Raw genomic sequence first — 12994 nt, 5'->3', positions numbered from 1 at the left:
TTCACATTTCACCCCCACTACGCCCCGGTATCCTGCGGATGACCAACCCCACCCAAAGCCGAAGGGCACACCGTGAGCGCCATCCGCCCGGCCGCCGTCGTCGTACTCGCAGCGGGTGAGGGCACCCGTATGAAGTCGGCCACCCCCAAGGTCCTGCACAGCATCTGCGGCCGATCCCTCGTCGGCCACGTCCTCGCCGCCTCCCGCGAGTTGGAGCCGGAGAACCTGGTCGTCGTCGTGGGCCACGCCCGCGAGCAGGTCACCGCGCACCTCGCCGAGATCGACCCCGGCGTACGCACCGCCGTGCAGGCCGAGCAGAACGGCACCGGGCACGCGGTCCGCATGGCCCTGGAGGAGCTCGGCGGCTCCGTCGACGGCACCGTCGTCGTCGTGTGCGGTGACACCCCGCTGCTGACCGGTGCGACCCTCACGGAGCTGGCCGCCACCCACTCCGCCGACGGCAACGCTGTCACCGTGCTGACCGCCGAGGTCCCGGACGCCACCGGCTACGGCCGCATCGTGCGTGACGGTGCTTCCGGCGCGGTGACCGCGATCGTGGAGCACAAGGACGCCTCCGAGTCGCAGCGCGCGATCCGGGAGATCAACTCGGGTGTGTTCGCGTTCGACGGGCAGCTGCTGGCGGACGCGCTGGGCAAGGTGCGTACGGACAACAGCCAGGGCGAGGAGTACCTGACGGACGTCCTCGGCATCCTCCGTGAGGCCGGCCACCGCGTGGGTGCCTCCGTCGCCGCCGACCACCGTGAGATCGCCGGGATCAACAACCGCGTACAGCTGGCCGAGGCCCGCCGCACGCTCAACGACCGGCTGCTGACCGAAGCGATGCTCGCCGGTGTGACGGTCGTCGATCCGGCGACGACCTGGGTGGACGTGACCGTGACGTTCGAGCAGGACGCCGTGGTGCACCCGGGTACGCAGCTGCTGGGTGCGACGCACCTCGCCACCGGCGCCGAGGTCGGGCCGAACAGCCGCCTCAAGGACACCCGGGTCCACGCGGGCGCCCGCGTGGACAACACGGTCTCGGACGGCGCGGAGGTCGGCCAGGACGCGACCGTCGGTCCGTACGCGTACCTGCGGCCCGGCACGCGGCTCGGCGTGAAGTCGAAGATCGGCACGTACGTCGAGACGAAGAACGCGACGATCGGCGAGGGCACGAAGGTGCCGCACCTGTCGTACGTGGGCGACGCGACGATCGGTGAGTACACGAACATCGGCGCGGCCAGCGTGTTCGTGAACTACGACGGTGAGGCGAAGCACCACACGACGGTCGGCTCGCACTGCAAGACGGGCTCGGACAACATGTTTGTGGCACCGGTCACGATCGGGGACGGTGCCTACACCGCCGCGGGATCCGTGATCACGAAGGACGTACCGCCCGGTTCGCTGGCCGTCGCGCGCGGCCAGCAGCGGAATATCGAGGGCTGGGTCGCCCGCAAGCGTCCCGGCAGCGGGTCGGCGAAGGCTGCCGAGGCGGCCGGACGCGAGTCCTCCGGTGAAAGCTGACCGGAAACGGGTGCGTCCGGGACGGCGTACCGTGATAGGTGCAATCACCCCCCAGCTGAGACGATCTCTCACGCCCAGCTGAGACACCTCTGAGGAGACTGTGCTGTGACCGGGATCAAGACGACCGGCAAGAAGAAGATGATGTTCTTCTCCGGCCGCGCCCACCCCGAGCTTGCCGAGGAGGTCGCCCACCAGCTGGGTGTCGGGGTCGTCCCGACGAAGGCCTTCGACTTCGCCAACGGCGAGATCTACATCCGCTACCAGGAGTCGGCCCGTGGTGCCGACTGCTTCCTGATGCAGAGCCACACGGCTCCCATCAACAAGTGGATCATGGAGCAGCTGATCATGATCGATGCTCTGAAGCGGGCCTCCGCCCGGAGCATCACCGTGATCGTGCCCTTCTACGGTTACGCGCGGCAGGACAAGAAGCACCGTGGGCGTGAACCGATCTCGGCGCGTCTGGTCGCGGACCTGATGAAGACGGCGGGTGCGGACCGGATCCTCACGGTCGATCTGCACACGGACCAGATCCAGGGCTTCTTCGACGGTCCGGTGGACCACCTGTTCGCGCTGCCGCTGCTGGCGGACTACGTGGGTGCGAAGGTGGACCGCGACAAGCTCACGGTGGTGTCTCCGGACGCCGGCCGGGTGCGGGTGGCCGACCGCTGGTGCGACCGCCTCGGCGCGCCGCTGGCGATCGTGCACAAGCGGCGTGACAAGGACGTCGCCAACCAGGTGACGGTGCACGAGGTCGTCGGTGACGTGAAGGGCCGGGTCTGTGTCCTGGTCGACGACATGATCGACACGGGTGGCACGATCTGCGCGGCGGCGGACGCCCTGTTCGCGCACGGTGCGGAGGACGTCATCGTGACGGCGACGCACGGTGTGCTGTCGGGTCCGGCGGCGGACCGGCTGAAGAACTCGAAGGTGAGCGAGTTCGTGCTGACGAACACGCTGCCGACGCCGGGTGAGCTGGAGCTGGACAAGATCACGGTGCTCTCGATCGCGCCGACGATCGCGCGTGCGGTGCGTGAGGTGTTCGAGGACGGTTCGGTGACGAGCCTGTTCGACGAGCAGTAGGAGCACGGAGGGCGATCGAGGATTCGCCGGCCGGGTGCCGGTGATCCTTTTGGGTGCGGCCTCCCTTGCCGAGTAGACTGGTGCAGTTGCTCGGCGAGGGAGGCCGTTTCCGTTCCGCGGATGCGGCGGTCCGTTATCGACGCGCTCTTCGTAGCAGGCCGTTCGTGGCCGGGTGACCACGACCGTTCTTTCGTTCCACTACGAGGAGTGAACATGTCCGAGGTGAAGATCGCCGCCGAGAAGCGCAGCGAGTTCGGCAAGGGTGCGGCCCGTCGTATCCGCCGTGACAACAAGGTCCCCGGTGTGCTGTACGGCCACGGCACGGAGCCGCTGCACCTGACGCTGCCGGGTCACGAGCTGCTGCTGGCGCTGCGTACGCCGAACGTCCTGATCGCCCTCGACATCGACGGCGGCGGCAACGAGCTGGCGATCCCGAAGTCCGTGCAGCGTGACCCGCTGAAGGGCTTCCTGGAGCACGTCGACCTGCTGCTGGTGAAGCGCGGCGAGAAGGTCAACGTCGAGATCCCGGTCCAGACCGAGGGCGAGCTGGCCGCGGGCGGCAACCTGCTGGAGCACGTGCTCAACGCGCTGCCGGTCGAGGCCGAGGCCACGCACATCCCCGAGTCCGTCACCGTCTCCGTCGAGGGTCTGGAGGCCGGTGCCGCCGTCCTCGCCAAGGACATCACCCTTCCCAAGGGTGTCTCGCTGGCCGTCGAGGAGGACACGGTGGTCCTCCAGGTGCTGGCCGCGCAGGCGGAGGAGCCGTCGGAGGACGCCGCCGAGGGCGGCGAGGCCACCGAGGCCTGATTCCCGCAAGGGGTCCCCGGGGCAGAATCGCATGCAGCCGCCGGGCCCGCGCCGCGAGCGCGGGTCCGGCGGCTGACGCGTATGCATGGAGGACACGGCGGCTGACGCGCATGAAGGAGACATCGACGTGACGACCGACGCGAGCGCCCCCTGGCTCGTGGTGGGCCTGGGCAATCCCGGCCCCGGGTACGCCATGAACCGGCACAACGTGGGGTTCATGGTGGCGGATCTGCTGGCGGAGCGGATCGGCGGGAAGTTCAAGCGGGCCCAGAAGGCGCAGGCGCAGGTGGTCGAGGGCCGGATCGGTCCGCCCGGCCCGGGCAGCCGTCGGGTGGTGCTGGCCAAGCCGGCGTCGTACATGAACCTGTCGGGCGGGCCGGTGAACGCGCTGCGTGAGTTCTACAAGGTGCCGGTGGCGAACATCGTGGCGGTCCATGACGAGCTGGACATCGACTACGGGACGCTGCGGCTGAAGCTGGGCGGTGGCGACAACGGTCACAACGGGCTGAAGTCGATGACGAAGGCGATGGGTCCGGACTACCACCGGGTGCGGTGCGGGATCGGGCGTCCGCCGGGCCGGATGCAGGTGGCGGACTTCGTGCTGAAGGACTTCTCGCCGGCGGAGCGCAAGGACCTGGACTGGTTCGTGGACCGTGCGGCGGACTCGGTGGAGGCGCTGCTGGCGGACGGGCTGGAGCGGGCGCAGAGCGCGTACAACTCCTGAGGGTCCGTGAACGGGGCGGGGCGCCCGGGATGATGTACACGGACAACTACTGACTTGTCCACCCCTGTTTTCGGCCGGAGTTGACCGACCGCAGCATCATGGCCAAGGATCGCCGCCATGTCAGCCCGCTCCGCGTCCCGCAGGGCCCCCAGGGCCTCCAAGACCCGCAAGGGCACACTCGTCGCGATGCGCTTCGGGCGGCTCGCGGCGATGGGTACGGTCGCGGCGCTGATCCTGGTCGCGGGCGTGTGGGCGTCCTGGGGGACGGCCCAGCACGTGATGCTCTCCAAGGGGCGCGAGCAGGGCACGATGAAGGTGACGGAGTGCGGCGGGGACGTGTGCTCGGGGCCGTACGCGCCGGTCTCGGCGGGGTCGGAGGCGCGGGACCGGGTGGTGATCGAGGACTCGGTGGCGGTGGACGTGGGCCGCACGTACCCGGTCGCGGTGAAGCCGGGCGGGACCGCCGAGGTCGCCGATGTGGTCCGCACCGGGTCCGCCGGTCTGCTGTACGCGTGGGTGCCGCTGGGCGGTGCGCTGCTGCTGGCCTCGGTGGTGGTGGCGGGCGGGCTGCGGATGAACCGGTCGGCGTGGGTGCTGGGCGGTCTGGGGCTGGCCCTGATCACGGCGGCGTTCGTGTCGCTCTGAGGGCTCGTGTCATACCCCGGCCGGGAATGTGGCACAGGCTCGGCTCTGAACAGGACGGTGCCCCCGTGGTCGTACGTCCACGGGGGCACCGTCCTGTGCGTCGCGTGCGTCAGCCGGTGTTGCGCAGGCCCGCCGCCACGCCGTTGACGGTCAGCAGCAGGGCGCGGGCCAGCAGCGGGTCGGGCTCGGAGCCCGCGGCGGCCGCGTCGCGCTGGCGCTTGAGGAGCGCGACCTGGAGGTAGGAGATCGGGTCGAGGTAGGCGTCGCGGATGGCGAAGGTCTGCTGGAGGACGGGGTTGGCGTCGAGCAGCTTCTCCTCCCCGGTGATGCGCAGGATCTCGCGGACGGTGAGCTCGTGCTCGGCCTCGATGGTGGCGAAGACGTGCTGGAGCTCGTCCGGGACGAGGGTCTCGACGTAGTGGCGGGCGATCCTGAGGTCGGTCTTGGCCAGCGTCATCTCCACGTTGGAGACGAAGTTGCGGAAGAAGTGCCACTGTTCGTGCATCTCTTCCAGGACGCTGTCGAGGCCGGCCTCGCGCAGGGCCTTCAGGCCGGAGCCGACGCCGAACCAGCCCGGGACGATCTGCCGGGACTGGGTCCAGCCGAACACCCAGGGGATGGCCCGCAGTCCGTCGAGGCCGGCGCCGGAGTCGGGGCGCCGCGAGGGGCGTGAGCCGAGGTGCAGGTCGGCGAGCTGGTCGACGGGGGTGGCGGCGAAGAAGTAGGAGGGCAGGTCGGGGTCCTCGACGAGCCTGCGGTACGCCTCGTGGGCGGCGTCGGAGACGACGTCCATGGCGGCGTCCCAGCGGGCGAGTGCCTCGTCCGACTGGCGGGGCGCGGTGTGCAGGGCGGAGGCCTGGAGGGTGGCCGCGACGGTCAGTTCGAGGTTCTCCCGGGCCAGGGACGGCACGAGGTACTTGTCGGAGATGACCTCGCCCTGCTCGGTGACCTTGATCTCGCCCTCGAGGGTGCCCCAGGGCTGGGCGAGGATCGCGTCGTGCGAGGGGCCGCCACCGCGTCCGACGGTCCCCCCGCGGCCGTGGAAGAGGCGCAGCCGTACGCCGTAGCGGTGGGCGACGTCGCGCAGCCGGCGCTGGGCGCGGTGGATCTCCCACTGCGAGGTGGTGATGCCGCCGAACTTGGAGGAGTCCGAGTAGCCGAGCATGACCTCCTGGACGTCGCCGCGCAGGGAGACCAGGCGCCGGTAGGAGGGGTCGGCGAGCATGTCCTCCAGGATCGTGTCCGCGGCCTTGAGCTCGTCCGTCGTCTCCAGCAGCGGCACGATGCCGATCTTGGCCCAGCCGGCGTGGAGGTCGAGGAGGCCTGCCTCGCGGGCGAGGACGGCGGCGGCGAACACGTCGTCGGCGCCCTGGCACATGGAGATGATGTACGACTCGATGACCTCGGGTCCGAAGACCTTGAGGGCGCGCTTGACGGTCTCGAAGACGCCGAGGGTCTTCTGCCCGGCCGCGTCGAGCGGGGCGGGGGCCGGGGAGAGGGGCCTTCTGCTGCGGAGTTCCTTGGCGAGCAGCTTGTGGCGGTACTCGCGCGGCATGTCCTCGTAGCGCCAGGACTCCTCGCCGAGGCGGTCGAAGAGCTGGCCGAGGGCGTGGTGGTGGGCGTCGGCGTGTTCGCGGACGTCCATGGTGGCGAGCTGGAGGCCGAAGGCGGCGAGGGTGCGGATGGTGCGGTTCATCCGGCCGTCGGCGAAGAGGCCGCCGCGGTGCTCGCGCAGGGAGGTCTGGATGAGGGTGAGGTCGGTGAGGAGCTCACCGGTGCCGAGGTAGTCGTGGCCCGGCTGGTGGGGGATGCCCTTGGCGAGGCGCTCCTTGGTGTTCTCCAGCTTCTGCCGGATGGCGGTGGCCTTGAGCCGGTAGGGCTCCTCGGCGTTGAGGCGCTTGTAGCGGGGGCTGATCTCGGGGAGGGCGTCGAGGTCGGCCTGGAGCGAGGCGAGGAGTTCCTCGGTGGCGCCGGTGTAGCGGATGGAGTTGGAGAGGAAGCCGCGGAGTTCGTCGATGAGGTCGAGGGCGTCGTTGATGCCGTGTTCGTGCTGGAGGATCAGCACGTCCCAGGTGACCTGCGGGGTGACGTTGGGGTTGCCGTCGCGGTCGCCGCCGATCCAGGTGCCGAAGGTGAGCGGGCGGGTGTCGTCCGGGAGGGTGACGCCGACGCGTTCGAGTTCGGCGGTGAGGTCCTCCAGGACGTCGCCGACGGCGTTCGCGTGCAGCTCGTCGAGGTAGTAGATGGCGTTGCGGGCCTCGTCGGCGGGTTCGGGGCGGACGACGCGGAGTTCGTCGGTCTGCCAGACGAGGTCGATGTTCTCGGCGAGGCGGACGTCGTGGCGGCGCCGGTCGGACTCGATGACCGGGGTCTCCAGCAGGGCGGCGATGCGGCGCAGCTTGTTGAGGACGGAGCGCCGGGCGGCCTCGGTGGGGTGGGCGGTGAAGACGGGCCGGACGTTGAGGTTGCCGACCGTCTCGCGCAGGTGTTCGGCGTCCGCGTCCTTGAGGCGGTCGGCCGTGCGGGCGAGGAGGCCGCCCTCGGCGGAGCGCCTCTCGCGCAGTTCGCGGCCGCGGTGGACCTGTTCGGTGACGTTGGCGAGGTGGAAGTAGGTGGAGAAGGCGCGGACCAGCTTGGCCGCGGTCTCCAGTTCGGTTCCACGCAGCAGCTCGGCGGCGGCTTCGCCGTCCTCGCGGGTCAGGCGGCGGACCTTCTCCACCAGCTCCAGGAGCTCGGGGCCCTCCTGCCGGACGAGGGTCTCGCCCAGCAGGTCGCCGAGGCGGCGGATATCGGCACGCAGCTCACTGCTGACCGTCGTGGTCTGGTCGTCGGCACTGCTCACAGGTGCGGCTCCTTGCAGTTGCAGTGTTGAAGCTCGTCGTCTGGAGGGAACCCGACTGTCGGCCGGGCGGCTGAGCCGCGTACGGCCGGGCATCCGGGCAGGATTACACAGCGGACCGCGCTGTCCGACCGAGTCAAGGATAGGTGTCCGTGCGGACGCGCGGGGCTCAGGGGCTCTTGCCGCCGGCCGCCGCGCTGCCATACTTACGTTGCCGTAGGTTACGGAACCGTAGGGAGCCCCACCGTCCTCCGCGGGGCCGTTGCCGCAGGCACCGGCATCGACCCTCGACCCCACAGGGGACGCCCCATGACCACAAGCTCCGATGTGATCGAAGACGCCCCGGAGGCGAACGATCCAGAGGGATCCACGGCAGCCGAGGCGGCGAAGGCGGCCACGGCGACCGACTCCGCCCTGCCCTCGGCGACGCTGGGCGGCGAGCGGAAGCGCTCGCTCGAGCAGATCACGCTGCTGGCCTTCATCGTCGTCCCCTTCCTGGCGCTGGTGGCCGCGGTGCCGCTGGCCTGGGGCTGGGGCGTGAGCTGGCTGGACCTCGGCCTGCTGGTGTTCTTCTACTTCCTGGGCTGTCACGGCATCACGATCGGCTTCCACCGGCACTTCACGCACGGTTCCTTCAAGGCGAAACGTCCGCTGAAGGTCGCGCTGGCGATCGCGGGCTCGATGGCGGTGGAGGGGCCGCTGGTGCGCTGGGTGGCCGATCACCGCAAGCACCACAAGTTCTCCGACGCCGAGGGCGACCCCCACTCGCCGTGGCGCTACGGGGAGACGGTCCCGGCCCTGCTGAAGGGCCTGTGGTGGGCACACCTCGGCTGGATGTTCGACGAGGAGCAGACCTCGCAGGAGAAGTACGCGCCGGACCTGATCAAGGACCGGACGCTCCGGGCCGTCTCGCGGCAGTTCATCCTGTGGACGGCCCTCTCCCTCGGCCTGCCCGCGCTGATCGGCGGTCTGGTGACGATGTCCTGGTGGGGCGCGTTCACGGCGTTCTTCTGGGGCTCGCTCATCCGCGTGGCGCTGCTCCACCACGTCACCTGGTCGATCAACTCCATCTGTCACGCGGTCGGCAAGCGCCCGTTCAAGTCGCGTGACCGCTCGGGCAACGTCTGGTGGCTCGCGGTCCTGTCCTGCGGTGAGTCCTGGCACAACCTGCACCACGCGGACCCGACCTCCGCGCGGCACGGGGTGGAGCGCGGCCAGCTGGACTCCTCGGCCCGGCTGATCCGCTGGTTCGAACAGCTCGGCTGGGCGTACGACGTGCGCTGGCCGTCACGCTCGCGTATCGATTCCCGCCGCAACACGGACCAGGACGGCTCCCGGCGCAGGAAGGCGGCCGCCGAGGCGGCATGATGGGCGGGTGGCGACCGATTCGAGCAGTACCCCCAGCAGCGACAAGCCGCGGCGCGCCCGTCGCACCCGCATGACGGGTGCGGAGAGACGGCAGCAGCTCCTCGAGATCGGTCGCACCCTGTTCGCCGCCAAGGGCTTCGAGGGCACGTCGGTGGAGGAGATCGCGGCGAAGGCCGGAGTCTCCAAGCCGGTGGTGTACGAGCACTTCGGCGGCAAGGAGGGGCTGTACGCGGTGGTGGTCGACCGTGAGATGCGGCGCCTGCTGGACATGGTGACCGGCTCCCTCACGGCCGGTCATCCCCGCGAACTGTGCGAGCAGGCGGCCTTCGCGCTCCTGGACTACATCGAGGAGTACACGGACGGCTTCCGGATCCTGGTCCGTGACTCGCCCATCCCCCAGTCCACGGGCTCCTTCGCGTCCCTGATCTCCGACATCGCCACCCAGGTGGAGGACATCCTGGGCCGCGAGTTCAAGAACCGCGGCTTCGACTCCAAGCTGGCCCCGCTGTACGCGCAGGCGCTGGTCGGCATGGTCGCGCTCACCGGTCAGTGGTGGCTGGACGTACGCCGTCCGAAGAAGGCCGAGGTGGCGGCGCACCTGGTGAACCTCGCGTGGCACGGGCTGGACGGGCTGGAGCAGAAGCCGCGGCTGATAGGGCACCGGAAGAACTGAGTGACCGGACCACCTCGAACCTGAGCGGTCCCTCGGTGGTCCCGGGCACCCTGACCGCACACCGCGGCGGCACGTCACCCGTGGGTGCGCGCCACCGCGAACACCCGCCGGAACGGGAACACCGTCCCGTGCGCCCCCGCGGGATACGCCTCCCGCAGCAGCAGCCGGTACTCGGCGACGAACGCCTCCGCCTCCTCGCCCAGCTCGGTGAGCACAGGCCGCAGCCCCGTCCCCTTCACCCAGTCCAGCACCGCGTCCTCCCCCTGGAGCACCTGCTGGTACGTCGTCTCCCAGACGTCCGCCGCGCAGCCGAGCCCGGTCAGCGCCTCCAGGTAGACGGCCGGTGCGTGCACCGCGTCCTCGTGCCGGAGCACTCCGTCGAGGCGGTCCCGCCAGCGCGCCGAGGCGGCCAGCTCGCGCATCAGCCGGTGGCTGGGCGCGTCGAAGTTGCCCGGCACCTGGAAGGCGAGCGTGCCGCCCGGGGCGAGGGCGTCCACCCACGCGGCGAACCGGTCGAGGTGCCCGGGCACCCACTGCAGCGTGGCATTGCCGATGATCAGGTCGTACGGCTCCGCGGGCGTCCAGGTCCCCACGTCGGCGCGGTGGAAGTCGAGGCGGCCACCGCCCGGGGTGGGGCCGGCCAGGGGCTCGGCCTCGGCGAGCATCTGCGCGGAGCTGTCCAGGCCCGTGATGTGCGCGCCCGGCCACCGCTCGGCGAGCAGCCGGGTGACGTTGCCGGGGCCGCAGCCGAGGTCGGCGACACGGGGACGCCCGGCGGCAGGGAGGTCGGGGACCCGCGCGAGGAGGTCGAGGAAGGCGCGGGCGCGGTGGCCGGAGTGGCGCAGGTACTGGTGCGGGTCCCATACGGGGGTGGTGGCGGGCATGGCGCGACTCCTCGTCCTCGTGTGTCGTCTGCTCGTTCGCGCCACTGTCGTACGCCGGAAATCTTGATGTCAAGAGACTTCACGTCGACACAACCACTACACTGATCCTCATGGAGGACGAGGTCGATCGACTGGTCGCAGCGTGGCGCCGCGAGCGCCCGGACCTCGATGTGGAGCCGCTGGAAGTACTCAGCCGGGTGAGCAGGCTGGCCCGGCACCTGGACCGCGCCCGCAGGCTCGCCTTCTCCGAGCACCACCTGGAGCCGTGGGAGTTCGACGTCCTGACCGCGCTCCGGCGCGCCGGGGCCCCCTACCAGCTCTCCCCGGGACAGCTGCTCACCCAGACCCTCGTCACCTCGGGCACGATGACCAACCGTATCGACCGGCTCGCCAAGAAGGGCCTGGTCGAGCGGCTGCCCGACCCCAGCGACCGGCGCGGCGTGCTGGTGCGGCTCACGGACGAGGGCCGGGACCGCGCGGACCAGGCCCTCGCGGGACTGCTGGACCAGGAGCGGGCGATCCTCGCCGAGCTGTCGCACACCCAGCGGGGCGAACTGGCGGGGCTGCTACGCCAGTTGACCGCCCCGTTCGACAACATCCCCGGCTAGGTCGACGGGCCCGACCCCGGCGCGCCGGGCGAGGGCCACGGCGGCGAGCGTGGAGTGCACGCCGAGCTTCCCGAGGACGTTCTGCATATGGGTGCGGACGGTGTGCGGGGAGAGGAACAGGCGCTCGGCGACGGCCTTGCGCCCCAGTCCCGCCACCATGCACCGCAGCACCTCGCGCTCGCGCGGCGTGAGGGACTCCACCAGCCGCTCGCTCTCGGTGCGGTGCTTGCGCGCGGCGGTGAGCTCCCGGAGCACCCCGGTGAGCAGCGCGGGCGGCAGGTGCGTCTCCTCGCGCAGCACCCCCCGTATGACGGTGAGCAGCCGGGACAGCGAACAGTCCTTGGCCACCCAGCCCGAGGCGCCGGCCTGCAGGGCCAGGGCGGCGCGCCGCGGGTCGTCCTTCTCCGCGAGCACGACGGTCCGTACGCCCGGCTGCCCGGAGCGCACCCCCGCGACCAGCGAGATGCCGTCCACCAGGCCGTCCTCGTTGCCCTCCTGCACGGGCACGGCGGGGCGCGACCCGGGTACGTTGCCCCCCAGATCGGCGTCCACGAGCATCACGTCGAACTTGCGCCCCTCCGCCGCCGCCCGCTCCAGGGAGCGCAGCGCGGCGGGGCCGCTGCCGGCGGCGGACACGTCGACGTCGGGCTCGGCGGCGAGGGCCGCGGCGAGCGACTCGGCGAAGATGCGGTGGTCGTCGACGACCAGGACTCGGATGCGAACCACGGAACCCCCTTCCCCAGGCTCCTCGAGGAGCAGGGGAGACCCACAAGGTCGGTCGGAGACGGTCGGCTCAGGTACGGCGCCCGGGTGTGTGCCCGGGACGTCGATGACGGACCGGGACCGGGGCCCGCAGCCGCACGGCCGCCGCCGTGCCGTCACTGCTGCTCCCCCACTCCGGGCGTCGTACCCGACTCTTTCGCCCCCTGATCGGCACCGGCCCCCACCGGTGCTGCTCATCAGGGTAAGGCCGGGGGCGAGGAGGGGAAGGTAATTTGCAGAACTGATTGGCCGATCCGTTTATGGTGAGCCGCATGTTTCGTATCGAGACAGAAGTCGACAAACAACGCACCCAGTTGCTGCGTTCGCGGCTCCGCGAGACCAACACGGCGGCCTCCCCGGCCCTCCGCTCCCTCCGTGACACCCCGCAGGACCGGGAGGTACCGCTCCAGGTCTGGGCGCTGCACGGGGCCCGGGAGCTCGCCGGCGGCCTGGTCGGCCACACGTGGGCGGGCTGGCTGCACGTGACGTACCTGTGGGTCGACGCGCGGCACCGCGGGGCGGGGCTCGGGTCGCGCATTCTGGCCGAGACCGAACGCATCGCGCACGAGGAGCGCGGCTGCCGCGGCTCCCGTCTGGAGACCTGGGACTTCCAGGCCCCCGGCTTCTACCGGATGCACGGCTACGAGGTGGTGTGCGTGATCCCCGACTACCCGCCGGGCATCAAGGAGTACACGCTGACGAAGCGGCTGGGGTGAGCGGGGCGGCCGGGGGCCGTACCGGGCGCGGCTTGCAGGTGCGATCACCCGGGACCCGCCCGGCAAAGCCGGGAGCGGGGACGCGAGAAGGCCCGTACGACCGAAGTCGTACGGGCCTTCTCAGGTCAGGCGACCGTCAAGCGAGCGGACTCACTTGTTGATCTTGGTGACCTGGCCGGCGCCCACGGTACGGCCACCCTCACGGATGGCGAACTTGAGGCCCTCCTCCATGGCGACGGGCTGGATGAGCTCCACCTTCATCTCGGTGTTGTCACCCGGCATGACCATCTCGGTGCCCTCGGGGAGGGTCACGACGCCGGTCACGTCCGTCGTACGGAAGTAGAACTGCGGGCGGTAGTTGTTGAAG

At 70.7% G+C, this 12994-nt stretch carries 12 protein-coding genes and 1 pseudogene; 9 read left to right on the top strand and 4 right to left on the bottom strand.

What is annotated here, in order from left to right; translation table 11 throughout:
- The first annotated feature begins 72 nt into the window (after nucleotides 1-72).
- The 5 genes from glmU (at nucleotide 73) to UW392_RS07950 (ending at nucleotide 4777) form a co-directional block, all read left to right on the top strand.
- Complete coding sequence (gene glmU, locus UW392_RS07970; RefSeq protein WP_320774173.1) at nucleotides 73-1521, top strand: bifunctional UDP-N-acetylglucosamine diphosphorylase/glucosamine-1-phosphate N-acetyltransferase GlmU; 1449 nt, start codon at nucleotides 73-75, stop codon at nucleotides 1519-1521.
- A 105-nt stretch (nucleotides 1522-1626) separates the two neighbouring features.
- A complete protein-coding gene (locus UW392_RS07965; protein ID WP_320774172.1) occupies nucleotides 1627-2601 on the top strand; it encodes a ribose-phosphate diphosphokinase in 975 nt (324 codons plus the stop codon).
- A 213-nt stretch (nucleotides 2602-2814) separates the two neighbouring features.
- The gene (locus UW392_RS07960) at nucleotides 2815-3408 is read left to right on the top strand and encodes a 50S ribosomal protein L25/general stress protein Ctc (RefSeq protein WP_320774171.1); all 594 of its coding nucleotides are present in this window, start codon (nucleotides 2815-2817) and stop codon (nucleotides 3406-3408) included.
- A gap of 85 nt (nucleotides 3409-3493) precedes the next feature.
- Nucleotides 3494-4132: an aminoacyl-tRNA hydrolase gene (gene pth / locus UW392_RS07955; RefSeq protein ID WP_414495753.1), complete on the top strand. Its 639-nt coding sequence runs from the start codon at nucleotides 3494-3496 to the stop codon at nucleotides 4130-4132.
- Nucleotides 4133-4249: 117 nt separating this feature from the next.
- Nucleotides 4250-4777 (top strand): hypothetical protein, encoded by a 528-nt coding sequence (locus tag UW392_RS07950; protein ID WP_320774170.1) that lies wholly within the window; start codon nucleotides 4250-4252, stop codon nucleotides 4775-4777.
- Between the two features lie 109 nt (nucleotides 4778-4886).
- On the opposite strand, the gene ppc is transcribed toward UW392_RS07950, so the two are convergent.
- Entirely contained in the window at nucleotides 4887-7619 is a 2733-nt protein-coding gene (gene ppc / locus UW392_RS07945; protein ID WP_320774169.1) for a phosphoenolpyruvate carboxylase, read from the bottom strand.
- Nucleotides 7620-7925: 306 nt separating this feature from the next.
- Between ppc and UW392_RS07940 the strand changes: the two genes are divergently transcribed.
- Together UW392_RS07940 and UW392_RS07935 are read left to right on the top strand one after the other, a co-directional pair.
- The gene (locus UW392_RS07940) at nucleotides 7926-8984 is read left to right on the top strand and encodes an acyl-CoA desaturase (protein WP_320774168.1); all 1059 of its coding nucleotides are present in this window, start codon (nucleotides 7926-7928) and stop codon (nucleotides 8982-8984) included.
- A 7-nt stretch (nucleotides 8985-8991) separates the two neighbouring features.
- Nucleotides 8992-9657 carry a TetR/AcrR family transcriptional regulator gene (locus UW392_RS07935; RefSeq protein WP_320774167.1) on the top strand — a complete coding sequence of 222 codons (666 nt, stop codon included), beginning with the start codon at nucleotides 8992-8994 and terminating at the stop codon, nucleotides 9655-9657.
- A 74-nt stretch (nucleotides 9658-9731) separates the two neighbouring features.
- Here the strand turns inward: UW392_RS07935 and UW392_RS07930 are convergent, their stop codons facing one another.
- A complete protein-coding gene (locus tag UW392_RS07930; protein WP_320774166.1) occupies nucleotides 9732-10541 on the bottom strand; it encodes a trans-aconitate 2-methyltransferase in 810 nt (269 codons plus the stop codon).
- 110 nt (nucleotides 10542-10651) lie between these two features.
- Between UW392_RS07930 and tamR the strand changes: the two genes are divergently transcribed.
- Nucleotides 10652-11149 (top strand): MarR family transcriptional regulator TamR, encoded by a 498-nt coding sequence (gene tamR / locus UW392_RS07925; protein WP_320774165.1) that lies wholly within the window; start codon nucleotides 10652-10654, stop codon nucleotides 11147-11149.
- On the opposite strand, the gene UW392_RS07920 is transcribed toward tamR, so the two are convergent.
- On the bottom strand, nucleotides 11108-11875 hold the full coding sequence (locus tag UW392_RS07920) for a response regulator transcription factor (protein WP_320774164.1): 768 nt from the start codon (nucleotides 11873-11875) through the stop codon (nucleotides 11108-11110). The genes tamR and UW392_RS07920 overlap by 42 nt on opposite strands.
- Nucleotides 11876-12171: 296 nt before the next feature.
- On the opposite strand from UW392_RS07920, the gene UW392_RS07915 reads away from it, so the two are divergent.
- On the top strand, nucleotides 12172-12627 hold the full coding sequence (locus UW392_RS07915) for a GNAT family N-acetyltransferase (protein WP_320774163.1): 456 nt from the start codon (nucleotides 12172-12174) through the stop codon (nucleotides 12625-12627).
- 150 nt (nucleotides 12628-12777) lie between these two features.
- On the opposite strand, the pseudogene UW392_RS07910 reads toward UW392_RS07915, so the two are convergent.
- A pseudogene (locus UW392_RS07910) lies at nucleotides 12778-12994 on the bottom strand (elongation factor Tu); the annotation flags it as partial.

This window comes from Streptomyces sp. CRN 30 (genome assembly GCF_034105845.1).
The sequence above is the reverse complement of the archived record's forward strand: the minus strand, read 5'-3'. Positions and strand labels throughout refer to the sequence as shown.

Coding starts and splice junctions, on each gene's coding strand:
- UW392_RS07960 (WP_320774171.1), top strand. CDS start 2,815: ATGTCCGAGGTGAAGATCGCCGCCGAGAAGCGCAGCGAGTTCGGCAAG.
- pth (WP_414495753.1), top strand. CDS start 3,494: ATGGAGGACACGGCGGCTGACGCGCATGAAGGAGACATCGACGTGACG.
- UW392_RS07950 (WP_320774170.1), top strand. CDS start 4,250: ATGTCAGCCCGCTCCGCGTCCCGCAGGGCCCCCAGGGCCTCCAAGACC.
- UW392_RS07940 (WP_320774168.1), top strand. CDS start 7,926: ATGACCACAAGCTCCGATGTGATCGAAGACGCCCCGGAGGCGAACGAT.
- UW392_RS07930 (WP_320774166.1), bottom strand. CDS start 10,541: ATGCCCGCCACCACCCCCGTATGGGACCCGCACCAGTACCTGCGCCAC.
- tamR (WP_320774165.1), top strand. CDS start 10,652: ATGGAGGACGAGGTCGATCGACTGGTCGCAGCGTGGCGCCGCGAGCGC.
- UW392_RS07915 (WP_320774163.1), top strand. CDS start 12,172: ATGGTGAGCCGCATGTTTCGTATCGAGACAGAAGTCGACAAACAACGC.